Source organism: Sediminibacterium goheungense, from assembly GCF_004361915.1.
In the GTDB taxonomy this organism is placed as follows: Bacteria; Bacteroidota; Bacteroidia; order Chitinophagales; family Chitinophagaceae; genus Sediminibacterium; species Sediminibacterium goheungense.
This window is the reverse complement of sequence record NZ_SNWP01000010.1, coordinates 1,402,344-1,427,360: the sequence shown is the minus strand read 5'-3', so window position 1 is coordinate 1,427,360 and position 25,017 is coordinate 1,402,344. Positions and strand designations below refer to the sequence as shown.

General features: G+C 40.1%; 24 protein-coding genes. 12 read left to right on the top strand and 12 right to left on the bottom strand.

From position 1 onward, the window contains the following. Positions 1-2 precede the first annotated feature (2 nt). The 6 genes from BC659_RS06060 to fabG all read right to left on the bottom strand — a co-directional run bounded on the left by BC659_RS06060 (position 3) and on the right by fabG (position 6,729). Positions 3-1,352 (bottom strand): HlyD family secretion protein, encoded by a 1,350-nt coding sequence (locus tag BC659_RS06060; RefSeq protein WP_133473774.1) that lies wholly within the window; start codon positions 1,350-1,352, stop codon positions 3-5. A gap of 4 nt (positions 1,353-1,356) precedes the next feature. Continuing rightward, positions 1,357-3,063, bottom strand: a complete 1,707-nt coding sequence (locus BC659_RS06055; protein WP_133473773.1) for a peptidase domain-containing ABC transporter — start codon at positions 3,061-3,063, stop codon at positions 1,357-1,359. A gap of 155 nt (positions 3,064-3,218) precedes the next feature. Beyond that, complete coding sequence (locus tag BC659_RS06050; protein ID WP_133473772.1) at positions 3,219-3,854, bottom strand: carbonic anhydrase; 636 nt, start codon at positions 3,852-3,854, stop codon at positions 3,219-3,221. Further along, a complete protein-coding gene (locus tag BC659_RS06045) occupies positions 3,851-5,416 on the bottom strand; it encodes a SulP family inorganic anion transporter (protein ID WP_133473771.1) in 1,566 nt (521 codons plus the stop codon). The genes BC659_RS06050 and BC659_RS06045 overlap by 4 nt, the downstream gene beginning before the upstream one ends. Before the next feature lie 53 nt (positions 5,417-5,469). After that, complete coding sequence (locus BC659_RS06040; protein ID WP_133473770.1) at positions 5,470-5,763, bottom strand: hypothetical protein; 294 nt, start codon at positions 5,761-5,763, stop codon at positions 5,470-5,472. Between the two features lie 210 nt (positions 5,764-5,973). After that, positions 5,974-6,729, bottom strand: coding sequence for a 3-oxoacyl-[acyl-carrier-protein] reductase (gene fabG, locus BC659_RS06035; RefSeq protein WP_133473769.1), 756 nt, complete (start codon positions 6,727-6,729; stop codon positions 5,974-5,976). 215 nt (positions 6,730-6,944) lie between these two features. On the opposite strand from fabG, the gene BC659_RS16935 reads away from it, so the two are divergent. Next, a complete protein-coding gene (locus BC659_RS16935) occupies positions 6,945-7,091 on the top strand; it encodes a hypothetical protein (RefSeq protein ID WP_211340708.1) in 147 nt (48 codons plus the stop codon). Here BC659_RS16935 and BC659_RS06030 read toward each other — a convergent pair. The 3 genes from BC659_RS06030 to lptB all read right to left on the bottom strand — a co-directional run bounded on the left by BC659_RS06030 (position 7,086) and on the right by lptB (position 9,999). Further along, a complete protein-coding gene (locus BC659_RS06030; RefSeq protein WP_133473768.1) occupies positions 7,086-7,583 on the bottom strand; it encodes a DUF3667 domain-containing protein in 498 nt (165 codons plus the stop codon). The two genes, BC659_RS16935 and BC659_RS06030, sit on opposite strands and share 6 nt — an antisense overlap. Before the next feature lie 30 nt (positions 7,584-7,613). Next, positions 7,614-9,119, bottom strand: coding sequence for a GH3 auxin-responsive promoter family protein (locus BC659_RS06025; RefSeq protein ID WP_133473767.1), 1,506 nt, complete (start codon positions 9,117-9,119; stop codon positions 7,614-7,616). 91 nt (positions 9,120-9,210) lie between these two features. After that, on the bottom strand, positions 9,211-9,999 hold the full coding sequence (gene lptB / locus BC659_RS06020) for an LPS export ABC transporter ATP-binding protein (protein WP_133473766.1): 789 nt from the start codon (positions 9,997-9,999) through the stop codon (positions 9,211-9,213). A 129-nt stretch (positions 10,000-10,128) separates the two neighbouring features. Between lptB and metF the strand changes: the two genes are divergently transcribed. Beyond that, positions 10,129-11,082: a methylenetetrahydrofolate reductase [NAD(P)H] gene (gene metF, locus BC659_RS06015; protein WP_133473765.1), complete on the top strand. Its 954-nt coding sequence runs from the start codon at positions 10,129-10,131 to the stop codon at positions 11,080-11,082. Between the two features lie 51 nt (positions 11,083-11,133). On the opposite strand, the gene BC659_RS06010 is transcribed toward metF, so the two are convergent. Beyond that, the gene (locus BC659_RS06010; RefSeq protein ID WP_133473764.1) at positions 11,134-12,627 is read right to left on the bottom strand and encodes a TlpA family protein disulfide reductase; all 1,494 of its coding nucleotides are present in this window, start codon (positions 12,625-12,627) and stop codon (positions 11,134-11,136) included. A gap of 100 nt (positions 12,628-12,727) precedes the next feature. On the opposite strand from BC659_RS06010, the gene rlmD reads away from it, so the two are divergent. The 5 genes from rlmD to cysS all read left to right on the top strand — a co-directional run bounded on the left by rlmD (position 12,728) and on the right by cysS (position 18,808). Then, positions 12,728-14,152 (top strand): 23S rRNA (uracil(1939)-C(5))-methyltransferase RlmD, encoded by a 1,425-nt coding sequence (gene rlmD / locus BC659_RS06005; RefSeq protein WP_133473763.1) that lies wholly within the window; start codon positions 12,728-12,730, stop codon positions 14,150-14,152. A 40-nt stretch (positions 14,153-14,192) separates the two neighbouring features. After that, the gene (locus BC659_RS06000) at positions 14,193-15,038 is read left to right on the top strand and encodes a rhomboid family intramembrane serine protease (RefSeq protein WP_133473762.1); all 846 of its coding nucleotides are present in this window, start codon (positions 14,193-14,195) and stop codon (positions 15,036-15,038) included. 17 nt (positions 15,039-15,055) lie between these two features. Next, on the top strand, positions 15,056-15,982 hold the full coding sequence (locus BC659_RS05995; RefSeq protein ID WP_162847362.1) for a rhomboid family intramembrane serine protease: 927 nt from the start codon (positions 15,056-15,058) through the stop codon (positions 15,980-15,982). Positions 15,983-16,062: 80 nt separating this feature from the next. Continuing rightward, positions 16,063-17,178 carry an endonuclease/exonuclease/phosphatase family protein gene (locus tag BC659_RS05990; RefSeq protein ID WP_133473760.1) on the top strand — a complete coding sequence of 372 codons (1,116 nt, stop codon included), beginning with the start codon at positions 16,063-16,065 and terminating at the stop codon, positions 17,176-17,178. A gap of 124 nt (positions 17,179-17,302) precedes the next feature. Next, complete coding sequence (gene cysS / locus BC659_RS05985) at positions 17,303-18,808, top strand: cysteine--tRNA ligase (protein WP_133473759.1); 1,506 nt, start codon at positions 17,303-17,305, stop codon at positions 18,806-18,808. Positions 18,809-18,944: 136 nt separating this feature from the next. On the opposite strand, the gene BC659_RS05980 is transcribed toward cysS, so the two are convergent. Beyond that, positions 18,945-21,227: a TonB-dependent receptor gene (locus tag BC659_RS05980; RefSeq protein ID WP_133473758.1), complete on the bottom strand. Its 2,283-nt coding sequence runs from the start codon at positions 21,225-21,227 to the stop codon at positions 18,945-18,947. 91 nt (positions 21,228-21,318) lie between these two features. On the opposite strand from BC659_RS05980, the gene BC659_RS05975 reads away from it, so the two are divergent. Continuing rightward, entirely contained in the window at positions 21,319-22,008 is a 690-nt protein-coding gene (locus tag BC659_RS05975) for a metal-dependent transcriptional regulator (protein ID WP_133473757.1), read from the top strand. Here the strand turns inward: BC659_RS05975 and BC659_RS05970 are convergent. Then, complete coding sequence (locus tag BC659_RS05970; protein WP_133473756.1) at positions 22,005-22,397, bottom strand: MerC domain-containing protein; 393 nt, start codon at positions 22,395-22,397, stop codon at positions 22,005-22,007. The two genes, BC659_RS05975 and BC659_RS05970, sit on opposite strands and share 4 nt — an antisense overlap. A gap of 107 nt (positions 22,398-22,504) precedes the next feature. Between BC659_RS05970 and BC659_RS05965 the strand changes: the two genes are divergently transcribed. Genes BC659_RS05965 through BC659_RS05950 form a run of 4 tightly spaced genes read left to right on the top strand, consistent with a single transcriptional unit; the run spans position 22,505 to position 24,991 of the window. Continuing rightward, positions 22,505-23,161 carry an SCO family protein gene (locus tag BC659_RS05965; RefSeq protein WP_133473755.1) on the top strand — a complete coding sequence of 219 codons (657 nt, stop codon included), beginning with the start codon at positions 22,505-22,507 and terminating at the stop codon, positions 23,159-23,161. 12 nt (positions 23,162-23,173) lie between these two features. Continuing rightward, the gene (locus tag BC659_RS05960; RefSeq protein ID WP_133473754.1) at positions 23,174-23,590 is read left to right on the top strand and encodes a Fur family transcriptional regulator; all 417 of its coding nucleotides are present in this window, start codon (positions 23,174-23,176) and stop codon (positions 23,588-23,590) included. 48 nt (positions 23,591-23,638) lie between these two features. Further along, positions 23,639-24,616, top strand: a complete 978-nt coding sequence (locus tag BC659_RS05955) for an NAD-dependent epimerase/dehydratase family protein (protein ID WP_133473753.1) — start codon at positions 23,639-23,641, stop codon at positions 24,614-24,616. A 39-nt stretch (positions 24,617-24,655) separates the two neighbouring features. After that, complete coding sequence (locus BC659_RS05950) at positions 24,656-24,991, top strand: hypothetical protein (RefSeq protein WP_133473752.1); 336 nt, start codon at positions 24,656-24,658, stop codon at positions 24,989-24,991. The last annotated feature ends 26 nt before the right edge of the window (positions 24,992-25,017 follow it).

Sequence of the window (25,017 nt, the reverse complement as noted above, 5' to 3'; positions counted from 1 at the left end):
GCTTATTTTCCTTTCCCTTTCTCGGCATTAACAGGTTGATAATACTCAGGTGGGAAGCCATTGATATTCCGCCACAATTCATAACCAACAGTTACATCTTTGAGTAAAGCGATTCCATTCGCACCCCCCCCAATACGCAACTGTGTTGGCCAGGCTTTTTCATTCGGATCTTCAGTTACGAGCACCCTGAATTTTCCATTGAGGCTAACTGAGTTTTCAATAGCAGCCACAACACCGCCAAATGTGCCGTACGAGCTGGAGGGCCAGCCACTGAATACAATGGCAGGAAACCCATCAAATACAAAACGTATTTTCTGCCCTCTGGATAATAAGGGCATATCCATAGGCGAAACAAACATTTCAACCGCATATTGAATTTTGTCGGGAACTATTTCAACGATCATATCCCCTTCTTTTAATATTTCCCCGATACCCGCTTTACGGGCCTTTGTGATTTGGCCACTCTGGGGGGCAGTTACAAAATAAAGTTTGTTCCGCATGTCGTAGTTGGCATATGCATTTTTTAGTTTGGCAACTTCTGCATCATTACTGGCTTTATCTGAAATAGCGCTATATTGATCTCCTCTTGCTTTTGCAATTTTATCTGCATATTCCTGCACCACAGCATTTTTTTCAATACGAAGAGCTGTTAGCTCCTGCTTGCTTTGTAAAAGTTTGTTTTCAGCTCCAATCCGTTTTGCTGTTGCATTCTGGAAAGTAATTTTTCTTCTTTCAAAATCCACCAGTGCAATAACACCACTGTCTAACATGGCTTTGGCAGCATCAATCTGTCGTTTTGCTACATTTAGTTCGTTTAAAACAGCATTGAGATCCATGCTGTCGCTTTCCACTTTTAGTTGCTGCTGACGTAGTTTAATGTCTATTTGAGACAGCTTTAGTGTTCTTCCTTCTTCCAAAGCACTTACCTGTTGTGTAGCTGTCTGTGCTTTGTTTTCATAACCGGTGCCAGCACTTTCTTTTGCTGTAATCTGCAATCCGGTTCTTTCCAGCAAGGCCGGATCAAAGTACTCTACTTTAACCTCACCTAATTGTAGAATCGTATCACCTTTTTTTACAAAATCACCTTCCTTCACCCACCATTTTTCTACCTTTCCTCCAATAACAGAATTAAGTTGTTGTGGTCTCTGTTCCTGTCTCAATGTGGTGATTAGTCCGGTAGCACGTATATTCTGTGTCCAGGGAAGGAACATGACCAGAAAAAGTAAAAACAGAGAACCCCAAAGCCAGTTTTTGACCTTGCTTTTTCTTCTGATATGGTAAATATTTTGAAAAGAAGGGATTGGATTTTTACTTAACTCCTCTTCTGGTTCGCAGGTTATATACTTACTCATATAATTATCCATGAAGTTGTTTAGAAATTGTTTCCCAGTCGCCAAACCCTGTTACTTTGCCATCAGTCAGGTATAATACCTTATCACATTGTTTAGCCACTTCGGTATCGTTCGATGTTATAATAACGGTTGCATTCTGGTCATTTTTCAGGAAATGCATGATCATCATTTTGAATTTGCCTTCGATGCCTGTAAATGGCTCTTCCAGCAATACGAGTTGTCTCTTTCCCAGTAGTGCACGAGCAATCAGAATTCCCTGGCGTGTTTTCATCGGTAATCTCTTTCCAGTAGGGTCCAGTTGTGTATCAAGTCCTTGTGGTAATGATTCCAGAAAATCTGTAAGGCCACATCTGTCAATCATATCCGTAATATCTATTAGTCGGATATCTTTATTACCCATGGTTATATTTTCCCATAAGGTACCCTGAAAGATGTCTTGCTTGCTGAGCAGAATACCAGTAGAAGATCGGAGACTCTGTAAATTATAATTACCTATGGGGATATTATTTAACAATACACTACCATTGAAATTTTTAAATCCCCCGGTGAGTAATCTCAATAAAGTAGATTTTCCTGATCCTGAAGACCCCATGACACAAATTTTTTCTCCAAGATCAATTGAACAATTGATCTTATCTAATACCATATGTTCATCAGGATAACTAAAACTAAGATCTGAAAAACGAATAGATAGTCCTCCTGCTGATTGATCAATCATTTCGGATCCGCCGGTTTCAATTTCACCACTGGTGATTTTATCTAGTTTTTCAATGGATGTAAGTGAATCATACACTTTATCAAGATTAACAATCAATTTCTCTACTGAATTCATAACAGTAAGAATTACGATTTCAGCAGCAATAAACTGACCAATATTAATCTGCTGATCAGTAAGAAGCACTACACCAACAATCAGCATAGCTGCTGTAATAATGACTTTGAATGTTACGAGACTCCAGAATTGTGCGAGCAGGACTTTAAAATATTTTGTTCTGGAGAGTAGATAGCTGCTAACCAGCATATCTGTTTTTTCGATATTTAACGAAGTGCCTCTTGAATATTTAAAAGATTTGATAGATCTTGATATCTCTTCGAGCCAGGAAGCGGTTTTGTATTTGTATTCACTGGCTTCCATGCTGGCTGCAAAACCATTTGGGAGTGTATTTCTTAGAATTACATATAGAAGCAATAACAGTAAGGCACCAAATGCAATGAATATTGGATGATAAAACGATAGTAATATCATTCCAAATAATATTTGAATAATAGCTGATGGCACTTCAAGCAGAATCTTCTCAATACCTTTTTGTAATGAAATGGTATCAAAAAAGCGATTAACCAGTTCAGGTAGATAGTATGAGTCCAGCTTTTCGATATCTAACCTGGGAATACGATCTGCGAATTCGAAAGAGTACCGGGTATAGATCTTTTGTTTTATTTTTTCTATGATCTGCATTTGTCGTACCTGTAGCAAACCATAGATAAATACACCCGTAACTACCAATACAATCAGCACTATAATAGAAGTTGAGATTGTACCTGCCATTACAAAGCTGATAATGGTTTGTATACCCAGTGGTAGGGATAGTTGTACCAGACCTGCCAGTATGGAATAGGCATAAATAGCCGATACATCTCTTCTGTCGAGTCTGAGTAATGCAAAAAATTTCCTGGCCGCACTCGATGGTGAGCCGCTTGCTTGTTGAGCCATAGTGCTAATTTGTCAAAGAAAGTTATTACTTCTTCTGCGCCTGAACAACACCAGAACCGGTGAATTGTTCTGCTGATGAATTCTTTCCCTTATAAATATTTTTTGATCCATATGAAAATTGCCTTTGCCGGATTACCCGGCACGGGCAATTGATATTAAAGGTCATCGTATTCATACAGATGATCAATATTGGTATTGGCCGGCATTTCAAAAACGGGTTTAATCAAACCGTCTTTTAAGCCATATACCCAACCATGTAAATGAGGCCTCTGCTCATTTTTCCACGCCCTTTGTATGATGGATGTTTTGGCCAGATGCATTACCTGTTCCTGTACATTCAATTCAACCAGACGATCGAATTTCTGCTGCTCATCCTGAATGGTATTCAGTTCATCGCGATGTATTCTGTATACATCTTTGATGTTACGGAGCCACATATTCAACACCTGTTTGAAATCATGGTTAGTCATGGCTGCTTTTACACCTCCACAACCATAATGTCCGCAAACAATTACATGTTTTACTTTCAAATGGGTAACTGCATAATCGAGCACACTCAGCAGGTTTACATCAGTATGCACCACCATATTTGCAATGTTCCGGTGAACAAAAATTTCACCAGGTTGTGTATTGGTGATTTCATTGGCCGGCACGCGGCTGTCACTGCATCCGATCCATAAAAAGTCGGGCTTCTGAATATCTGCTAACCTGCTGAAATACTCCGGGTCTGTATGTACTTTTTCGTTGGCCCAGGCTTTATTTTCTAATAATAGTTTCTCGTAAATTTTCATTTTTCTGTGTTTTGTGTATTTACAAACAGGTCATGCATTGATTTATTCTGACTGGTTTTGATTTCTACTTTTATCTTTTTCAGGTGTGCGTGACAAAGAAAATTGTTTATTTCTTCAATTACATCTTTATCAATAAAATCGGCACGGGTAGCATCAATGATTACAAAGGAACCGGAAGGCATATCTTCCAACTTCTTTTTAACGATTGGTTTATTCAGAAAGGAAACATCTTTTCTGAAACGGATCAGGTAATTTTTATTATCATTTACAACCATTACAGCTGATCTGAAATTAGTTCTGATCATGAAAAATAGTCCTATACCAATACCTACTATAATCCCAATGAGTAAATCTGTTAACAGAATGGCAGCAATGGTAACTACAAAGGGAACAAACTGATCCCATCCTTTTTTATAAAAGTCTTTAAATAAAGTGATTTTTGCAAGTTTATACCCGGTAAAGATCAATACCGCTGCCAGGGCACTCAGTGGAATTTTATTCAATATAAAGGGGATGAACATAACGCAGAGCATCATCATGACACCATGATAAATGGTAGACATTTTAGATTTTGCACCGGCTGAGATGTTCGCTGATGTTCTTACTACAACAGAAGTGAGTGGTAATCCACCAATAAGACCAGATAACATATTGCCCACCCCTTGTGCTTTTAATTCTCTGTTGGTAGGTGTTACTCTTTTGAGTGGATCCAATTTGTCGGCTGCTTCGATACCCAATAATGTCTCAAGGCTAGCTACAATTGCTATCGTAATACCAGAAATCCATACATCCGGATTTTTCAGGAAAGCAATATCCGGAAAGGTCAGGAATGAAATAAAAGAATTAATATCTGTTGCCACAGGTAATGCTACCAGGTGTTTTGCTTCTAGTGCATAATTAGGTTGTGCCGTTTTGAAGTATTCATTTAACAGGGTTCCCACAAGCACCACAACCAATGGGCCGGGAATCAGTTTCAGTGTTTTTTTTGATTTAATGAATTTGCTTTCCCAAAGCATGAGTAATATCAATGAAACAGCGCCAATAATAAATGCTGTGGGGGTAATATATTTTACAGCACTGAATATGGCAGAAAAAGTATTTTCATGATCAGGTTGAATGAAAGATTCATCTCCTTCGAAATCAGCATCATAACCTACCAGATGTGGGAACTGTTTCATGATGAGTATCAGACCAATGGCAGCCAGCATACCTTTAATTACTGCATTGGGAACATAATCACCAATAACACCCGCTTTAATAAAACCAAATATCAGCTGAAATAAACCAGCAAGTACAACGGCCAGTAAGAAAGCCTCATATACCTGAAGCTTTGTGATAGCAGTAGCGACAATTACGGTGAGTCCTGCCGCAGGGCCACTCACGCTTAGCTGTGAACCGCTTAATGCGCCGATTACAATACCGCCAACCACGCCGGCAATAATACCGGAAAAAAGAGGAGCCCCCGATCCGAGTGCAATACCCAGACAAAGCGGTAAAGCCACTAAAAGAACAACGATTGACGCAGATACATCGGCACCTGCATGTTTTATGTATTTATTCATGCATAAATTTGTAATAAGTAAGATAGAAAGCTAACTAGTTGATAAGAGTGTAACTAGCAATTGGGGGGAGGTACATGAATTTCCGTTGTGTGATTTTGTGGGATCACATCGGCTGTAACGGGACGAATAAGACCAATAAAGTCTTTCTGGTGAAAAATGGAAAGCTCAGGTGTAGAAATAAAATCGCTTTTGGCTTCTGATTGCTGAGGTTCTCCGGAGTGATCAAGATTATGGGGTATTTCTTCTGTAAACTGATTGGTGTACAAAAGCTTACCCATCTGTTGGATGGGAAGTATCTGCACTGCCAGTACCAGAATCAGAAAAATATTGATAATTCGTTTACCCATAATGAGTTGCAAATGTAAATGCCCGTTAAACAAGATACAAGCATAAACATTTGTTTAACAAAAAAATAAGCAGAATGCCTATAAATTAAAACACTGAAAATTAACTAATTATATATGAGTTTCTTTGATTCAGGGGGAATTTTCTATAAAAAATAAAAAACAGTCGTTGTAATCCCATTACAACGACTGTTTAAACTGTTGATGATTTGATCAAATATTCAAACCGCCACAGGCACTTAACACCTGTCCGGTAATATAGGAACTCATATCGCTGGCCAGAAAAAGGGTTGTATTGGCAATTTCTTCCGCTTTGCCGAATCGACCAAGGGGTATTTTTTTCAGAAACTCTGCGGCACCGTCTCCATCCTGAAGATAATGGGTCATATCCGTTTCAATAAAACCTGGGGCAATGGCATTGCACCTGATGTTGCGGCTACCCAGTTCATGCGCTACAGATTTGGTAAAACCAATAATACCTGCTTTACTGGCTGCATAACTGCTCTGACCGGCATTACCCCTGATTCCGATAATGGAACTCATGTTAATAATACTACCGGATTTAGCTTTCATCATAGGGCGAATTACCTGTTTGGTCATATTAAATACGCTTTTCAGGTTAATATCCATCACATCGTCCCATTGTTCAGGGGTCATCCGCAGGAGGAGATTGTCTTTCGAAATACCGGCATTGTTAACACAGGCATCTATGGTTCCAAATTCTTTGAGTACTTCGCTGACAAAGTTTTCACAATCGGCAAAATCACCGGCATTGCTTTTCCAGGCTTTGGCATTTACACCCAAAGCTTTTAGCTGGGTTTCAAGGGCTGCAGCTTTTTCGGCACTGCTGTCGCTTACATAGGTAAAGGCAATATGACTGCCCTGTTCTGCCAGTTTTAAAGCAATGGCAGCACCAATACCCCTGGCTGCACCGGTTACAATAGATACTTTTCCTTTAAGTAATTTCATAGTTAGTGTATTTGATAGAATACAGTTGCAAATAAAATGAATTTATATAAGGTGTAGACAATAAAGCTGTGTAAGTAAATAAATGCGGTTGCCATGATGATCCTTCGCAGGAGACCGAAATGATAAAATCGTTTAAATGCCTGCGCTGTATATATAGCCGTTATTACCTGGCCCGTAAACGTATACATATCATCTGTTAGCCAATCTGAAGATCCATGAAACAACCTGCAAATAAGTACAATTGTGATGATAATCAGAGGGAGGATGAAAAAATTAATCAGGAGAAAAAAAGAGTTAATCTCAGACGAGAGTACCATCTGATCAAAGAAAAATTTCCTTTTAAAGAAGCTGATCGGCTATAATACCAGCGCACAAAGTGGTAGTATGAATACCAATAAAATTTTGGATAGCTTTTCACTTTTTGTGGCAAACAGCTGCTCTATACTTTTAAAACGCTGATCAGGATGTGCTGTCAGGTAGCTATTCACTTTTGCAGTTGCATATGCACCATACCGGGCATTTTCCAGATGGTTTTTGAGTGGCATATTCAGCCCGGAAGCCAGTGGAAATAAAAGATAAAGGACCACCAGGAGCAAAAAAAGTGATAAGGGTTTAAAATATTTTTTCCGGATACCATCACAGTAGTCGGTAGAAACCTGTCCGGGTTTAGTGAACATGGTTTTGAGGGTCGTAAAAAAACTTCCTTCAAAATGCGTTAAAAAATGGAATACCTCTTCAAAAAGGTGAATGATTTTTCTGTCTTTCTCCAGGTATACTTTTTCGCCACATTGGTTACAATATTTTCCCTGAAAGCTGTTGCCGCAATTTTTGCAAGTATTTGTGGTAGGGTTCATAGAGGGTAACAGGCTTGTTCTACAATACTTTTACATCATCTGCTTTATCTCATCAATATATTTCCTGTCGTTACTCAATCTCGGTACTTTGTGTTGACCACCCAATTTGCCCTTACTTTTTAACCATTGATTAAATAAGCCTGTGGGTACTGCGTGTACGTGTGGAAGGGTTAATGCCAGATCTTTATACCGCTTGGCTTCATAGTCGCTGTTCAATGATTTGAGTGCGCAATCGAGTTCGAATGCAAATGCTTCCGTGCAAACCGATGATTCCCCAAATTCAACCAGCCATTCATGAGCGCCTTTGCTATGGTCGCCAAAATAAACTGGTGCGGCTGTATAGTCTTTTACAGTTAATCCTGTTTTTTCTGAAGCAATGGCAATGGCCTTATCGGCATTATCTGCAATTACTTCTTCGCCAAATGCATTTATATATTGTTTTAAACGGCCGCTTACTTTTATCCTGAATGGGTTGCGAGAGGTAAATTGAATAGTATCACCAACCAGGTACCGCCATAAACCACCATTGGTACTGATTACAAGTGCATAGTTTTTATTCAATACTACTTTATCAAGACCAATTGTTTGAGGTTCATTTTTTCCATATTCTTCAACAGGCATGAACTCATAAAAAATGCCATGGTTTAAAAAGAGTAACATCCCTTCTTCATTCGGATCATCCTGTGCCGCAAAAAAACCTTCACTTGCATTGTACATTTCAAGATATGTACAATTGCTGCCAATCAGTTTTTTAAACTGTTCGCGGTATGGAGTGAATGATACACCGCCATGAATATACAATTCGAGATCGGGCCATACTTCTTTCAGTGTTTCTTTTCCGGTGATCTCAAGAATGCGTTTTATTAAAACCAATGTCCAGGTAGGTACACCTGAAATAGAAGTAACATTTTCGGGTATGGTAGACCGGGCCAGCTTTTCAATTTTTTCTTCCCATTCATCCATCAGCGCTATCGAAAGTTCTGGTGTTCTGATCCAGTTGGCCCAGATAGGTGTGTTCTGAAGTAACACCGCACTCAGGTCGCCATAATTTACTTCTTCATTCACTTTACTGATCTGATGACTACCGCCAATAACCAATCCCTTCCCGGTGAGAAGATGACTTTCAGTATGATAATTGTAATAGAGTGTCAGCACATCTTTTGCAGCCTGATAATGGCAGTCTTCCAGGCTTTCCTGTGTAATAGGAATAAACTTGCTTTTATCGCTGGTAGTTCCACTGCTTTTGGCAAACCAATTAACAGGCGTATTCCATAAAAGATGTTGTTCGCCCTGCATCAATCTTTCGATATAAGGTTTCAGGTCATCGTATTCATGGATGGGGACAGCGGATTTAAATTTCCGGATATTAAAAAGAGAAGTAAAACCATATTTACGCCCTATTTCGGTATACTGTCCATGGGTAACAAGGTCCTGTAATACTTCTCTTTGTGCGGCAACTGGGTCACTCATCCATTGCTCTATGCGCCAATGCCTTAATCTGGCCAAACGGGATATTGCGGGACTGAGCAGTTTCATGGTTGATAACAGCAAAATAAGCAATCGGAATGAGAAAAGCTAATCGGGGGTAGTTTAGTATGAAAACTTCTTATTGGTATAAAGGAGACACTTACTCAGTTTCAGCAGAAGGAGCATGATGTGTTTTCCCCATTTCAATAATCCAGTCTTTACGGCGTAATTCAAAATTGGTGCCCAGATAAAGCCTTCTTACCTGTTCATCATCTGCCAATTCTTCAGCAGTGCCATGTTTGAAAATCTTTCCTTCAATCAGCAGGTAGGCGCGGTCGCAGATAGATAAGGTTTCATTTACATTGTGATCGGTAATCAGGATACCAATATTCTTGTATTTTAACCGGGCAACGACACCCTGAATATCTTCTACAGCAATCGGGTCTACGCCCGCAAAAGGTTCATCCAGTAATATGAACTTAGGGTCTACTGCCAGAGCACGTGCGATTTCTGTTCTCCTTCTTTCTCCACCACTTAAACTGTCGCCATTGTTTTTACGAACATGGTGCAGGTTGAATTCGTCGAGTAACTGGTTCAGTTTGTATATCCGCTCTTTTTTGGTGAGGGTTGTCATTTCCAGTACGGCAAGTATATTATCTTCTACACTCAGGGTTCTGAATACACTGGCTTCCTGTGGCAAATAGCCGATACCCATCTGGGCACGTTTATACATGGGAAGCTTTGTGATATCGGTATCATTCAGGAACACGCTTCCTTCATCGGGCTTAATCAAACCTACCACCATATAGAAAGTAGTGGTTTTGCCAGCGCCGTTTGGTCCGAGCAAACCCACAATTTCACCCTGATGCACATCAATGCTTACCTGTTTTACAACGGTTCTTCCCTTGTAACTTTTTACTAATTGGCGGGTATGTATGGTAAGGCTCAAAATCTTCGTTTCAACAAAAATAGGGCTTCTCATTTGCACAAACACACACAGTGACCGGATTAACAGATGTTTTTATAAAGCGGTTAAGACTGTATATTGCAGCCATTTAGAACCCGCAAGCAAGCTGGAATGAAGATTACAGAACATATTCAACAGGCAAAAGATACCCTGATTTCTTTTGAGGTACTACCTCCTTTAAAAGGGAAAACCATTTTTTCACTATACGATCACCTTGATCCTCTTATGGAATTTAAACCTTCCTGGATCAATGTTACCTATCACAGAAGTGAAACCATGTTTAAGAAAAAAGCAGATGGTACTTTTGAAAAAGTGGAAGTGCGTAAACGTCCGGGTACCGTAGGTATCTGCGCCGCCATCATGAACCATTATCAGGTCGATGCCGTTCCGCATATTATTTGTGGAGGCTTCACTAAACGTGAAACCGAAGATGCGCTGATTGATCTGGATTTTTTGGGTATTGATAATGTATTGGCACTTCGTGGCGATGCGGCCAAAAATGAATCTGCTTTTGAACCAGAACCGGGAGGCAACCATTATGCGCTGGACCTGATTCGTCAGGTAAACAATATGAATAATGGCCTTTATATAGATGAGGATATCAAGAATGGCGGTAAAACAAAATTCTGTATTGGTGTGGCAGGCTATCCTGAAAAACATTTTGAAGCGCCTAATCTGGAAATAGACCTGGCTAAACTAAAAGAAAAAGTAGATGCCGGAGCTGAATACATCATGACCCAGATGTTTTTTGATAACCAGAAATTTTTCGATTTTGTAAAAAGCTGTAAGGATATGGGCATACATGTTCCCATTATTCCTGGATTGAAACCCATTACCAATAAAAAGCAGTTATCTGTTTTGCCACGTATTTTCCATGTAGACATACCTACCGATCTTTCGAATGCCATCATGAAAAGTAAAACTGATGCTGAATGTGAGCAGGTAGGTACGGAATGGCTTACACAACAAAGCCGCGAACTGAAAGCATTTGGTGTTCCTGTATTACACTATTATACTTTAGGTAAGCCTAAGGTGATTTGGAATGTGGTGAAAGAACTCGTTTAAAATAAAAATCCCGGTTTGAATAGACCGGGATTTTATTTTAAGGTATTGCTATTACTTTTTTTTCGTTTTTGTTGCTATCAAATCGTCAAATTGTTCAAGGCTTAGTTGTTTGGCAATAATGCGCTTGTCTTTATCTAACAGATAAAGGGTAGGAGTTTTAAAAATGTCATACAGCTGTCTGTAGTTGGGTTGGCCCGCTTTTTCCTCTGCATCTTTTGCAGCTTTTGTCTGATAGGCGTGTATCCAGCCTTCCAGTTTCTTTTCTGTAATGAATTTTTTCCAGGCTGGCACTTCATTTTCATAAATATTTACTCCATACACGGCAACTTTCATACCCTTCCATTTATGCTGATAAAAAGAATCGAGACGGGGCATTTCTTCCTTACAATGTCCACAGTTGGGATCCCAGAAAGCAACCACGGTAAAATCTGCATTGATGGAATAGAGTGAAGATGTTTTTCCGGTAGTATCGGTTAAATTCAATACAGGTGCCGGCTTACCAAGTTGGTTGGCCATTAGACTATAAGCCCTTTCCACCACTGTTTTCCTTGATGCTGGATTGAGTATCATAGTATCACCCTTGGCATAAAAGTTTTCAAAGAGATATACAAATACTTTATCCTGCCCCATAAATTCGGGGTTCATATACTTATTGGTGAACTTGGTAAGCAGATAGGGATAAATCTCTTTACCCGTGCGTGCTGATAATAAAATATATTTTACTTCTTCGATAATAGAGTCTGGTTCAGGAGAAACATAGTACCTGAAATAATCATCCAGCTTCGGCTCAAAAAAAGGAGTACGGAGCAGGCGATCATCACTGAATAAAACATCATCCCAGAAATGATTTTTTACAAAACGGTAAGGATAAGCCGAATCAGGTTTACCATTGACCACCGGAACAGTAGGGATTTCTGGTCTTTTCATGGAATTGAATAACATAGCAAGCAGCGAGTTGGGGTGTTGCTCAATGATATTTTTTCTATAATCCTGTAACTCTTTATCGGCTTTATTGAGCGCTTCCAGTAAACGACTGGAATCTGTTTTATTGCTGGCCGTTTTGTAAGCATTGCTTAGTTGTTGAATGAGCTGCCCCTTTTCAACAGAGAAGCCGGTATAGGTTTTAAAAAGCTCATTATCAAGCGAACCACGAATAACGGCCTGATCTTTTAATGAAGTATCACCCACAATACTAAACTGCTGGATATTGTCCATCAATACCTCAAATTGTATGGTCATTTGCGGAGAAACCACAAAATAGATACCTCCCGTTAGTTTTTTATCGCCTTTGAATACCCCTTGACTCTTCTCATTTAAAACAGCAGAATCAACAAGGGTTCTGCCAGTGCCCATATAACTACCCAGATAAACCTTGCAGTTTTTTAATGGGGTGAGTGTAATCGCAATATTCCTTCCGCTGCTACCGGCATTTGGGGCAACCGTTCCGGCAGTTTTGGGTTTTGGTTTTGTAGTCTTGCCTGCGGGCTGTGCCAGAGCCGATACTGATAATGCCAATAATGCCATCCATGTAAAACAGTATTTCATATCCTTATTATTGGGCCTAAAATTAGTTAAATACCTGCATGAGTCCGTTAATCATCTGTCAAATACATCATTTCAGGAACATACTGTTTACCTTTGCACTGTGAGAAAACAAAAGAAAAGGATCATTTTAGAAAATATCACGGTAGAAGATTATGCTGCTGAGGGTCGTTCACTTGCCAGGGTTGACGGTAAAGTTGTTTTTATTGAAGGGGCCGTACCAGGTGACGTGGTAAATGTTCAGCTTACCAAAAATAAGTCCGATTGGGCAGAAGGTCATACCATACAGATCCATCAGTTTTCACCTGATCGGGTACAGCCATTTTGTACTCATTTTGGTGTTTGTGGTGGCTGTCAATGGCAGATGCTCCCTTATGAGCAGCAACTGAAGTACAAACAAAAGCAGGTAACGGATAATCTTACCCGAATTGGCCGCATAACTCTTCCGGAAATTATGCCGATCATGGGTGCAGGAGAGACCCGCTATTACCGGAATAAAATGGAATACACTTTTGCGACCCGTAAATACATCCCTTCTGATGTTTTCAGACAGATGAAAGCAGATGGTATTAATCCAGATGAGTTACCGGGTGCGGCAGGGTTTCATGCAAGAGGTTTTTTTGATAAAGTGGTTGAAATCGAAACCTGCCATTTACAGGCTGAGCCAACGAACCATATCCGGAAATTTGCGGCAGATTATACACTGGAAAACGGGTTGCCATTTTACGATATTAAACAGCACCAGGGTTGGTTGAGGAATATGTTTGTGAGAAATACCAGCACGGGTGAATTGATGGTAAACGTGATACTTGGTTATGAAGACAAAGCGCACAGGGAAAAACTCCTGAACGGAATGCTGCAGACTTTTCCTGAGATTACCACCCTGCTGTATACACTCAATACCAAAAAGAATGACAGCTTATTTGATCTGGACCCTCAGGTATACAGTGGTAAAGGATATATCATTGAAAAACTGGAAGATTTTCAGTTCAAGATCAGCCCAAAATCTTTTTTTCAGACCAATACCAAGCAGGCTGAGAAATTGTACCAGGTAACGCGCGAATTCGCAGCATTAAATGGTACCCAGACTGTGTACGATCTATACTGTGGTACGGGTAGTATTGGTATTTTTGTAAGTAAGGGGGCTGCCCGGGTGGTGGGTGTAGAAGTGGTGGCAGATGCGATTGAAGATGCCAAAGAGAATGCAAAACTGAATGGGCTTACGCACACCCGTTTTTTTGCAGGTGATGTGATTGATATCTGTGATGATGTATTTTTTACAACTCATGGAAAACCGGATGTAGTGATCACCGATCCTCCCCGGGCAGGAATGCACGATAAACTGGTTAGAAAATTATTAGATATTGCCGCACCAACGGTTGTATATGTAAGTTGTAATCCTGCCACGCAGGCACGTGATCTGGCTTTACTCGATGAGAAATACCAGGTAACAAAAATTCAGCCTGTTGACATGTTTCCACATACCTTGCATATAGAAAATGTGGTACAGTTAAAATTGAGAGATTAATATTTATTCAGCCGATTAAATACGCAATGGCGTTATTGACATGACAGAATTCAGACCGGGAAGATTTGAGATATTACCGATTATCATCAAAAATCTTTTGATCATTAATGGTATTTTTTTCCTTGCGCAGGTTACGTTCTCAAAAGGCGCCGTTCCCGTTTTTTCCTTCGAAGACAATTTTGCATTACACGCATGGCAGAGTGAGTTGTTCAAACCCTGGCAACTGCTTACGCATATGTTTATGCATAGTACGCAGGACTACTTCCATATCATCGGTAATATGTTTGCCCTCTGGATGTTTGGTTCGGTGCTGGAAAATGTATGGGGTGCCAAACGGTTTCTGACTTTTTACCTGATTTGCGGACTGGGTGCAGCATTAATGCACCTGCTTTTTCTTTCTTATGAACTATCGCCCATGATCAGGGATTACGCATTGGTGGCCCAATCGCAAAACGATGCAGTAGCATTTACAGATGCATTACTCAGCTTTGGTCGTAAATATGAGTTAAGCTGGTATCAGCCAGAACTTATCAATTACCTGCGTTCCACTCCTGCAAACCGTGAGATTACTGAGCAGATTCTTTCAAATATTACTGCTTTTTATGATGGTCGCCTGAATACAGCAACGGTTGGTGCGAGTGGTGCAGTATTCGGAATACTGGCAGCATTCATTTATCTTTTCCCGAATACTTATATCTACATTTATTTTCTGGTTCCGGTTAAGGCTAAATGGCTGGGTTTATTTTATTTCGGTTATGAGGTATTTTACGCCATACAAAATTCGGCGGGTGATAATGTTGCCAGATGGGCCCATATCGGAGGTGGACTGGTAGGACTGCTGATTGTAATTACCTGGAACAAAACAAACAAAAAAACGTTGTATTAATAAAGAAATGGTGCGATATGGCTATGCAATCTTATAAAAGCAATAATAAAAAAATATTACTCGGTCAGGATAACAACTCACTGGTATTCCTGTTTGCCGTGAATATGCTGATGTTTGTGATTGTAAACTTTATCAAAATTGTATACTATTTATCAGAAATACCCGACGAATTCTTTTATCGTCAGGTATTAAACTGGTTAAGTCTTCCCGCACAGACAGATGTTTTTTTATCGCGCCCATGGACCCTGATCTCGGCTATGATCACCCATCATAGTGTATGGCAACTGATCAGCAGTATGTTATGGTTATGGTGCTTTGGTTTTATTTTACAGGATCTGGCGGGTAATAATAAGCTGATTCCCGTCTATATCTATGGAGGCATTACCGGAAGCCTGTCCTTCCTGCTGATGAACAACCTGGTGCCTGTGTTGGCTAATAATGTACAGAATGTTTCACCCCTCTTAGGTGCAGGGTCAGCCGTTATGGCTATTGCTGTAGCTACTACTACACTGGCACCTGACTACAGGGTATTTCCACTGATCAATGGGGGCATTCCTTTGTGGGTTATTACGCTGATATTCGTAGCGATTGATTTTGCAACACTGGCCAGCAGTAATGCCGGCATTGGTGCGGGTCATCTAATGGCCGGTCTGATAGGTTATTTGTATATCCGTCAGATGCGCAGAGGGTCAGACTGGGGTGCATGGATGAACAGGTTTGCGCAATGGCTGGATGATCTGTTTAACCCGGAAAAAAAACACAAAAAGCAATCATCTTCTTCCAGACATTTCTATAAAACAGAAACCAGACCTTTTGAGAAAAAAGCCAATCTGACACAACAAAGGCTTGATGAAATCCTCGATAAAATAAATCAACAGGGATACCAGTTTCTTACTGATGAAGAAAAGGCTTTTCTAAAGAGAGCCAGTACTGAGGATGTCTGATTTTTTCAGCCGCACACTTTTGGTCTGTAAGCCGTATTATTTTTCCCTTGGATACTGCCATTAATCAGTATTTTTAACACATGGCAAGGCGTTTTCTCCGGCGGGCAACCAAAACCCTGGTCGTCATTCTGAACCTGACGATCGTTGTTTTATTCCTTCTTGCCTGTTTAAGTCCTTTTCTCAATACAGCAAACTGGTGGATGATTGGTTTTACAGGTTTGATAGTACCTTACCTGATTATCGGCCTTATTTTCTTTATTATTTTCTGGTTGATTGTAAAACCTAAACTGGCATTGGTATCTGTTGCCGCTTTACTGATCGGTTTTCAACAGGTAAATGTGGTCTTCGCCTGGAAACCCGGTCCGGCAGTAAGTGAAAGAAAACGGGAAGGGTTATTGCGGGTGATTAGCTGGAATATCCAGAGTTTTAATGGCTTTACCAAAGACAAAAAAGTGAGAAAGCTGGCAAGAACAGAAGTGGTGGAGTCGATTCTGAAATTTGAACCCGACATCGTTTGTTTACAGGAATTTAATCACAAAGAGGGGCGCGATCCGGAATCCAACAATTTATCACTTTTTACGAAACGATATCCATACTACCATTTCTCTAAGGATTATGTACGAGATGGTGGAGAATACCAGTCGGGATGTATTATTTTTTCAAAGTATCCGATTGCAAATACAGGTAAAATCAAATACCCGGTAGCAGAAAGCCTGATCTATGCTGATATTTTGAAAGGGCAGGATACCATCCGTGTGTTTACCACACATTTGCAATCTTTCAAGTTTAAAGAGGCAGATTACACAGATCTTGAAAAAATAAAGGATCAGGATGATGAAGGTCTTCGTGCCTCAAAAAACATCGTCAGGAAAATGCGTTTGGCATTCAAAAGACGGGGCGTTCAGGCGGGTATTGTAAGAACTGAACTGGATAAAAGTCCGTATGCATCCATCATCTGTGGCGATTTTAATGATGTACCCAATTCTTATACCTATTTCCATATAAAAGGCACTTTGCAGGATGCTTTCCTGAAAAAGGGGTTTGGTATCGGAAGGAGTTTTATCGCACTGGCACCTACACTCCGGATCGATTATATTTTAGCCGGTCCTGCGTTCACCGTAAAAATGTTTGATATGGTTGATGAAGGACTGAGCGATCATATCATGCTGGTTTCTGATCTGCAATTAAAAAAATAAAATATCTTCGCAGTATCATGATGTTAAAAAGCATATATACCTGCTGCTGTTGTTGCTGATTCTATTCAGGTCTTTCAGGCCAATGGTTTGTGTTACCTCATTTTGATTTCCCTAATTAAAGAATATGTCACTCAAAGTTTATAACTCACTCACCCGTAAAAAAGAAGTTTTTGAACCCATCAATGCACCCTATGTAGGTATGTATGTATGCGGACCTACCGTAAGCGGAGAGAGCCACCTGGGTCATGCCCGACCTTTTATTACGTTTGATGTGGTATACCGATACCTTATGTACCTGGGTTATAAAGTACGTTATGTAAGAAATATTACAGATGCAGGGCACTTTGAAGAAGAAGGAAGAGAAGCAGAAGATAAAATCAGCTCAAAAGCTGTATTGGAAAAACTGGAACCGATGGAACTGGTACAGAAATATACCAACCTGTATCACTGGGCTATGGCACAGTTTAATAACCTGCCACCCAGCATTGAACCCACTGCAACCGGGCATATTGTAGAGCAGATCGAAATGATTAAAAAGATCATTGCTGATGGATATGCTTATGAGGCAAATGGATCTGTTTATTTTGATGTAGAGAAATATCATATCGAGTATTCGAAAAAAGGATTACCCTACGGTATCTTAAGCGGACGTGTGTTAGATGATCAGTTAGACACCACACGTGAGTTGGATAACCAGGAAGAGAAAAGAAACAAAAGTGATTTCGCTCTCTGGAAAAAAGCACCACCAGAACATATTATGCGTTGGCAGAGTCCATGGGGCGAAGGTTTTCCGGGATGGCATATTGAATGTTCTGCCATGAGTACCAAATACCTTGGGAAGGAATTTGATATTCATGGAGGAGGTATGGATCTTCAGTTTCCGCATCATGAATGCGAAATAGCACAGAGTACTGTATGCAATCATATCACACCTGCACGTTATTGGTTACATAATAATATGATTACCATTAACGGTAAGAAAATGGGTAAGAGCTATAATAATGTTATTAAGCTGAGTGAATTGTTCGAAGGTACACACCCCATTCTGGAGCAGGCCTATCATCCCATGACGGTTCGCTTTTTTATATTGCAGAGCCATTACAGAGGAACACTTGATTTTAGTAATGAAGCTTTACAGGCATCTGAAAAAGCACTGCGCCGTTTGTGGGATGCCTATGAATGGCTCAGCAAACAAAATTTTGACAATAATACATCAGCTACTGACACCGTACAGGATGCAAAAGTGGCACAGTTGATCAATGAGTTTGATGAGTTCATGAACGATGATCTTAACACGGCCAAAGTATTGGCCAATATGTTTGAACTTAGTTCGGTTATTAATTCTATCAAGGATAAACATATTAAGGCTGATGCTGTAAGTGGAAAGACATTGGTTTTATTACAAACACAGCTGAAACTTTACATTGAAGATATTTTTGGCCTCACCGGTGAAAGAACAGCAGATGATGGTAAACTGGATGGCGTACTACAATTACTGATTGATATACGGAAGCAAGCAAAGGAACGCAAGGATTTCGTTACCAGTGATAAGATCAGGAATGAACTGGCTGCATTAGGTGTTCAGCTGAAAGATGAGAAAGATGGCGGTGTGAGTTATTCGATTCAATAAATTGGTGAATGGTGAATGGTCAATGGTGAATAGGATTAATTAGTGTTTACTCATTGGCGTATATTTCACGAAGAGGATTTTGTTGCGAATTTTCTGGTCAAAGTATTGCTTTTGTAATGCAATGAAAGAATCTTTTTTACTTGAGCGAAACCCTGATACCAATAAATATTCTTCTGCCCTGGTTAGGTGCATATACATAGGTTGGGTCAAAACTCAACGCATAGGGATTTTCAGTGGTAGCTTTTATTTGTCCATTTGTATCATACTGAACCTTTTTGTCGAAGGGGTCATGCGTGCGGGCAATGAGAAAAGGATTGCCTTTGTTGGGTGTCCAGTTGAGGAGATTTTTTACGCCGCCATAAAACGCTATCTGTTTCCACCCGGAAAAGGTAAACTGTATGTTTTGTAAACTCCATACGGGTGAATAGGGTTTGCGCGGATCAAGTGGTCCTAATAAAGGTAATCGCATGGGACCATAGAAATTACCTGTATAGTCAACTGCAAGGTTCCATGGGTTGATTTTATAAGAAACAGACCAGGTGCCGGTAATTTTTTCTGTGAGTATCTGTTGTGTCTTGATGCCATTCTCGTTCAGTGATACATCCTGCAGTGTAAAACCCGCCATTGCTTTTATACCATTTAAAAAACTAAAGTCAGTATTAACCGTAATTCCCTTACTTACTGAATAACCCTGTAGATTATCATAAATAATTTCGTTAGGGTTTGTTTCATAATCACCAATGATCCGATTGCTGAAATGAGTATACCAGACAGATACCTCTAATCCTATAAGGGTACCATTTCCGGTTATGCGTTTTTTCGAATAGTTGAGGTTTATATTATACGAACGCTCGGGTTTGAGTTCATTTCTGATCACTGTTTTTCTGGCACCAGTGAGTGCAGCATGGTCCTCTGTAAATAAATTCACCACCCTAAAACCTGTTCCGGCATTCAATCTGATGGCTTCATTCCCGCTTAGGGTAAGTTTATAAGCGATTCTGGGGGTAATAATATTACCATGAATGGAATGCCGGTCATATCGCAATCCTAATAGTAATTGCTGACGCCCTATTTTCATTTCATCCTGTACAAAAATACCTGGTAGCCAGGTTTGTTGGGGTTCATTTTTCGGGTTGAGAGGATCCGCACTGGCTGTGGCAGGAGTATTATCGTCATAATAGGTATAACGTAATGCGGCACCGGTTAACAGGTCATGGATGCCTGCTTTCTTATCCCATGTGAGCTGTTGAAAAAAAATTTGCTGGTTGGCAATATAAGAGGTAGTGCCATAGCGGCTATCCTGCTGATGCGAATTGTAGGAAACAGCATATAGTATTTTTTCCCTTGTGGGCAACTGGTACTGACCGGTAAGTTCCCATCTGCTGGTATAAATACTTTCCCCATAAATGCTATCACCTCCCCTGAAGCTTTTGTTCCAACGCATATCGCCTCCCCATCGGTCTTCATGGTAGTAACGTGCTGCAAAACTGAAGAGCCGGTTTTCTTTTCTTGTTACAGACCATTTCTGAAAAACAGAAAGCCTTTTCTGTAGTGTTACATCTGTAAACCCATCCTTGTTTTTATCTATCGGCCGATCATATAAATAGCCGTTCAATCCTGTCAGAACCGCTATTTTTTTTGAAGGGTTCCCTGCAAAACCAAGGTCAGCGCTTTTTTCATTCCAACTGGTATGCATATAATCTGCATAAAGCCTGGCTGCGTGTGCTGTATTTTTTGTGATAATATTAATCAATCCTCCAACAGCCTCACTTCCATAGAGGGATGAGGCAGGACCTTTTACGATTTCTACTCTTTCAATCAAAGCATTGGGAATACCAGACAGACCATATACCGTCGATAAGCTACTCACAATCGGCATGCCATCAATTAATACCATGGTATATGGGCCTTCCAGTCCATTAATATGTATATCACCTGTGTTACAGATATTACAGTTTAACTGTGGTCTCACACCATTTACCTGTTGTAGTGCATCGAAAATATTAGGTGTTGGATTTTTTCGGAAAAATGCGGGTGTAAATACTTCTACCGGAACTGGACTTTCCATTTTTCTTACTTCCTTGAGTGTGCCGGTAACTACTACATCGGAAACAGTAATAGCTGCTTCTTTTAAAACAATGTCCAGTAAAAGCGTTTGGGTAGTAACTGCCAGTATTTTTTTTCTGAAGGATTCATAGCCTACCATTTCAGCTACCAGTGTATAGCTTCCTTGCATGGGTAAGAAAATAGTATAAAACCCACTGCTATCTGATGTGGCCTGAGCAACACCGTTGAGTATACGAATGGAAGCATTTGCTATGCCTTTCCCGGATGCCGTAATCCTGCCAGCCACTGTTACCTGCTGGGATTGCGCTGAAAAAGCCAGGAAAATTAGAAAAATGCTCAATAAACCCTTCATAAAGGCTAAGAATGTTTAGTTCGACATGTAAAATTATAAATGTTAGGTTAATCTAACAAAAATAGTTTGTCTTTTCTTTTATCTTTGAAGCATGTTATCTACAACGGAAGAGAATTACCTGAAGGCACTATTACAGTTAACCATTGAACAGGTCGACAAATCGGAGGCTGGTACCAATGAACTAGCTGCCCATCTGGGTGTTAAACCAGCCACTGCCAATGATATGCTGAAGAAATTGCGGGAAAAGCAGTTGATTCATTATGAGAAATACGGAAAATCTTCGTTAACCGTTGAGGGACGCAAAAAGGCGATTGAAATTGTGCGAAAACACCGGCTTTGGGAAACCTTTCTGTACGAACATTTAGGTTTTACCTGGGATGAAGTTCATGAAGTGGCGGAACAACTGGAGCATATTCAAAGTTCAAAACTCATCGATAAGCTTGATGAGTTGCTGGATTATCCATCATTCGACCCGCATGGCGATGTTATTCCATCGGCTACAGGTGAAATGAAAATACCTGAAAAGAAAACCCTGAATGAAGAAACCGTAGGACATCAATGCAAAATGGTAGGGGTAAAAGATAACTCGGCTACCTTTCTGCAGTATGTAGATAAAGTGGGTCTGCGCATCAATCAACCTATTAAAGTACTTGCCAGACAACCCTATGATGAGTTGATTGAAATTGAGGTAAATGGCCTGAAATCAAGTGTGAGTCCTCGTTTCGCGGATAATATTATTATCGTATGTCACGATTGTGAAACACAAACCAGAACCTGTTAATGGTTGCAATCGTCGCTATGGGCATGGTTGTGTGAGCGACACATGCGGTAGTTAAGATAGTGAGCAGTAATGATGCAGATTACTGAAGGAATCAGTAACCATAGCTCCCAATGATGCCAGATAACTTTACCGAGTAAGAGGATAATACCAACTGTAAAAAAAATCATGGGCATCCAGCTATGGTGATGTTTTTTTCTGCCATGGTACAATGAATAAGTACCTACCACAAAAGCCAGCGCAATCATTCCATATTCAAACCAGTTATTTTCAATGATATCATATCCGAATAAGGGTAAACTGGTGATGAATAAGGGCAATAAAGCGCAATGGATGGCACATGCCAGTGATGTGGCAATACCAAATGCGTCCCAATTGATCTTAAAATTCATGTGGCTGCAAATATATAACAATGCAACATTGTTGCAAAATATATTCTAAACTTTTATCCTGCCCTGTTCTGAACCAAATGGGGTGTAACTTTGTGTTTTAGTAGGCTATGAATAAGAAGTTAATCGGTTACCTGTTATTTTTTGCTGTATTGGTTGCAGCGTTTTACTTTTTCCTTTTCAGAGGAACTGATAATTGGAGAGTGAAGCTGCCCGAACTCAGTTATGTAAAACCTTTTATGTTCAGGAACCAGGATGGGGTACCTGTAACAGAAAAAGATCTGTTGGGTAGAGTAACAGTGGTTGAATATTTCTTCACTACCTGTAAAGGCATTTGCCCGAAAATGCATAAAGGTATGAAGGACGTTTATGAAACCTATAAAGACAAACCCGATTTTATGATACTGGCGCATACCTGTGATCCGGAGACGGATTCAGTAGCGAGACTGAAAGTGTATGCAGATTCTATGCAGATAGATACTAAAAAATGGATATTGGTAACCGGTAGAAAAGATAGTTTATACCAAATGGCCCGTAATTCTTATTTACTGGATGACCCAAAAAACAATTTTGAAAAAATTGAAGATCAGTTTATCCATACACAGTTTTTCGCACTCATTGATAAGAAGGGAAAAGTGCGCGGACAGATTTATGATGGGTTAAAAGCGGATGAGCTCGAAAAACTAAAAAAAGATATTGCTGAATTATTGAAAGAAAAAGGATCCGGGAATTTTGTGAATGGAATTTTTACGAATAATCCACAGTAGGGAGGAAAATATATGCACGAGCGTATTGTTGATTTATTGAAGAAAAACCACCTCAGTATTACTGAGAGTAGGAAAAAGATATTATCTCATTTTTTTGATGCCAATGGTGCATTGGCTCATGCAGACATCGAGCAAAAGAGTGGAACAGAGTTTGACCGTGTAACGATTTACAGAACATTACAAACTTTTGTTGAAAAAGGGATCATTCATACCATACCCACCACCGATAATTCTGTAAGGTATGCGCTTTGTAAGGATGAATGCTCGGCGGGTCATCACCACGACGATCACGTACATTTTATGTGTGATGAGTGTGGTACTACTTATTGCCTTGATCATGTAACCGTTCCGAAAGTAGCATTACCGGATGGATTCAAGGCAATGCAAAACGATCTGGTTGTGAGTGGGCTTTGTAATAAATGCTCATAAAGAGAAAGCGATTACACGCATTCATATATCTTCACGCAAATAATTTTCATGATTCTGATTACCGGCGCAACAGGATTGGTAGGTTCTCACTTGCTGAGGCGACTGGTTTTGGGTGGACAAAAAGTTCGCGCCACTTACAGAAATTCCATACCCGTTTCAGATATAACCCATCTGGTAGAATGGGTTCAGGCCGATATACTGGATGTGATGGCATTGGAAGATGCCATGCAGCATATAGAACAGGTATACCATTGTGCGGCGGTTGTTTCTTTCAGTCCTGATCAGAAAAAACAATTACAGCATGTAAATATTGAAGGAACAGCCAATGTGGTGAATGCAGCATTGAATGCAGGAGTGAAAAAAATGGTATTCATGAGTTCTGTAGCTGCACTGGGACGTATAAGAGAAGATGTGGCCATTGATGAAACCATGAACTGGACTCCTGAAACCAGTAACAGCGAATATGGTAAAAGTAAATACCTGGCAGAAATGGAAGTGTGGAGAGGTATAGGTGAGGGATTGAATGCGGTAATTGTAAACCCTGTCATTATACTGGGTGCAGGCGACTGGAGCAGTGGCTCTACCGCTATCTTCAAATCGGCATATGATGAGTTCCCATGGTATACCGAAGGTATAAGTGGTTTTGTAGATGTGGAAGATGTAGTAACAGCCATGATGGAATTGATGCAAAGTACCATTTCTGCCCAGCGCTTTATTATAAGTGGTGCTAATGTTCCTTATCGATCTGTTTTTAACCTGATTGCAAAAGCTTTCGGGAAAAAAATACCGTCACGGAAAGTAAGTCCGTTAATGGCTGCCATTGTATGGCGGGTGGAAGCTGTAAAATCCTGGTTTACCAGGAAAAAACCACTGCTTACACGAGAAACAGCAAAAACGGCGCAGGCAAAAGTAAATTTCGATAATACCCGTTTATTACAAACACTTCCAACATTTGCCTACACCCCTCTTGAAGTATCTATTGATCGTATTTGCGCAGAGTTAAAAGTTAAATACCAGCTCCCCTAACTGGTATAGCTATAATTTACACTATCTTGTATACAGGTTATGAAATACCTGGTAACTATCATACTATCCCTATCACTTTATGCACCACAGGTAGCAAAGTGGATGGCTTATGCAGAATGTACAGCACTGGCTGTAACAATGGCCGATAAAAGCTGGTGCGATTGTATGCTTTCCTCAGATACAGATGTAGACGGTATTCCTGCAACAGAAAAACAAAAAGACATACAGTTTAAAACAGATTGGAAATTTACTATTGAAAAAAATATATCAGCGGAAGAAGCCGTAATAGCAGCGATAGTACCTCAAAATGGTTTTTATACTGATCATCTCCCAACTCCCTATAAGCCGCTGATTTTCCACCCGCCGCTGGTTTGAATACATACAAATTCTGTGTTTCCGCT

Excerpts from the sequence above, each read along its gene's own strand:
- BC659_RS06060 (WP_133473774.1), bottom strand. The coding sequence starts at position 1,352 with ATGAGTAAGTATATAACCTGCGAACCAGAAGAGGAGTTAAGTAAAAAT.
- BC659_RS06055 (WP_133473773.1), bottom strand. The coding sequence starts at position 3,063 with ATGGCTCAACAAGCAAGCGGCTCACCATCGAGTGCGGCCAGGAAATTT.
- BC659_RS06050 (WP_133473772.1), bottom strand. The coding sequence starts at position 3,854 with ATGAAAATTTACGAGAAACTATTATTAGAAAATAAAGCCTGGGCCAAC.
- BC659_RS06045 (WP_133473771.1), bottom strand. The coding sequence starts at position 5,416 with ATGAATAAATACATAAAACATGCAGGTGCCGATGTATCTGCGTCAATC.
- BC659_RS06040 (WP_133473770.1), bottom strand. The coding sequence starts at position 5,763 with ATGGGTAAACGAATTATCAATATTTTTCTGATTCTGGTACTGGCAGTG.
- fabG (WP_133473769.1), bottom strand. The coding sequence starts at position 6,729 with ATGAAATTACTTAAAGGAAAAGTATCTATTGTAACCGGTGCAGCCAGG.
- BC659_RS16935 (WP_211340708.1), top strand. The coding sequence starts at position 6,945 with ATGAAACAACCTGCAAATAAGTACAATTGTGATGATAATCAGAGGGAG.
- BC659_RS06030 (WP_133473768.1), bottom strand. The coding sequence starts at position 7,583 with ATGAACCCTACCACAAATACTTGCAAAAATTGCGGCAACAGCTTTCAG.
- BC659_RS06025 (WP_133473767.1), bottom strand. The coding sequence starts at position 9,119 with ATGAAACTGCTCAGTCCCGCAATATCCCGTTTGGCCAGATTAAGGCAT.
- metF (WP_133473765.1), top strand. The coding sequence starts at position 10,129 with ATGAAGATTACAGAACATATTCAACAGGCAAAAGATACCCTGATTTCT.
- BC659_RS06010 (WP_133473764.1), bottom strand. The coding sequence starts at position 12,627 with ATGAAATACTGTTTTACATGGATGGCATTATTGGCATTATCAGTATCG.
- BC659_RS06000 (WP_133473762.1), top strand. The coding sequence starts at position 14,193 with ATGACAGAATTCAGACCGGGAAGATTTGAGATATTACCGATTATCATC.
- BC659_RS05995 (WP_162847362.1), top strand. The coding sequence starts at position 15,056 with ATGGCTATGCAATCTTATAAAAGCAATAATAAAAAAATATTACTCGGT.
- BC659_RS05990 (WP_133473760.1), top strand. The coding sequence starts at position 16,063 with ATGGCAAGGCGTTTTCTCCGGCGGGCAACCAAAACCCTGGTCGTCATT.
- cysS (WP_133473759.1), top strand. The coding sequence starts at position 17,303 with ATGTCACTCAAAGTTTATAACTCACTCACCCGTAAAAAAGAAGTTTTT.
- BC659_RS05980 (WP_133473758.1), bottom strand. The coding sequence starts at position 21,227 with ATGAAGGGTTTATTGAGCATTTTTCTAATTTTCCTGGCTTTTTCAGCG.
- BC659_RS05975 (WP_133473757.1), top strand. The coding sequence starts at position 21,319 with ATGTTATCTACAACGGAAGAGAATTACCTGAAGGCACTATTACAGTTA.
- BC659_RS05970 (WP_133473756.1), bottom strand. The coding sequence starts at position 22,397 with ATGAATTTTAAGATCAATTGGGACGCATTTGGTATTGCCACATCACTG.
- BC659_RS05965 (WP_133473755.1), top strand. The coding sequence starts at position 22,505 with ATGAATAAGAAGTTAATCGGTTACCTGTTATTTTTTGCTGTATTGGTT.
- BC659_RS05960 (WP_133473754.1), top strand. The coding sequence starts at position 23,174 with ATGCACGAGCGTATTGTTGATTTATTGAAGAAAAACCACCTCAGTATT.
- BC659_RS05955 (WP_133473753.1), top strand. The coding sequence starts at position 23,639 with ATGATTCTGATTACCGGCGCAACAGGATTGGTAGGTTCTCACTTGCTG.
- BC659_RS05950 (WP_133473752.1), top strand. The coding sequence starts at position 24,656 with ATGAAATACCTGGTAACTATCATACTATCCCTATCACTTTATGCACCA.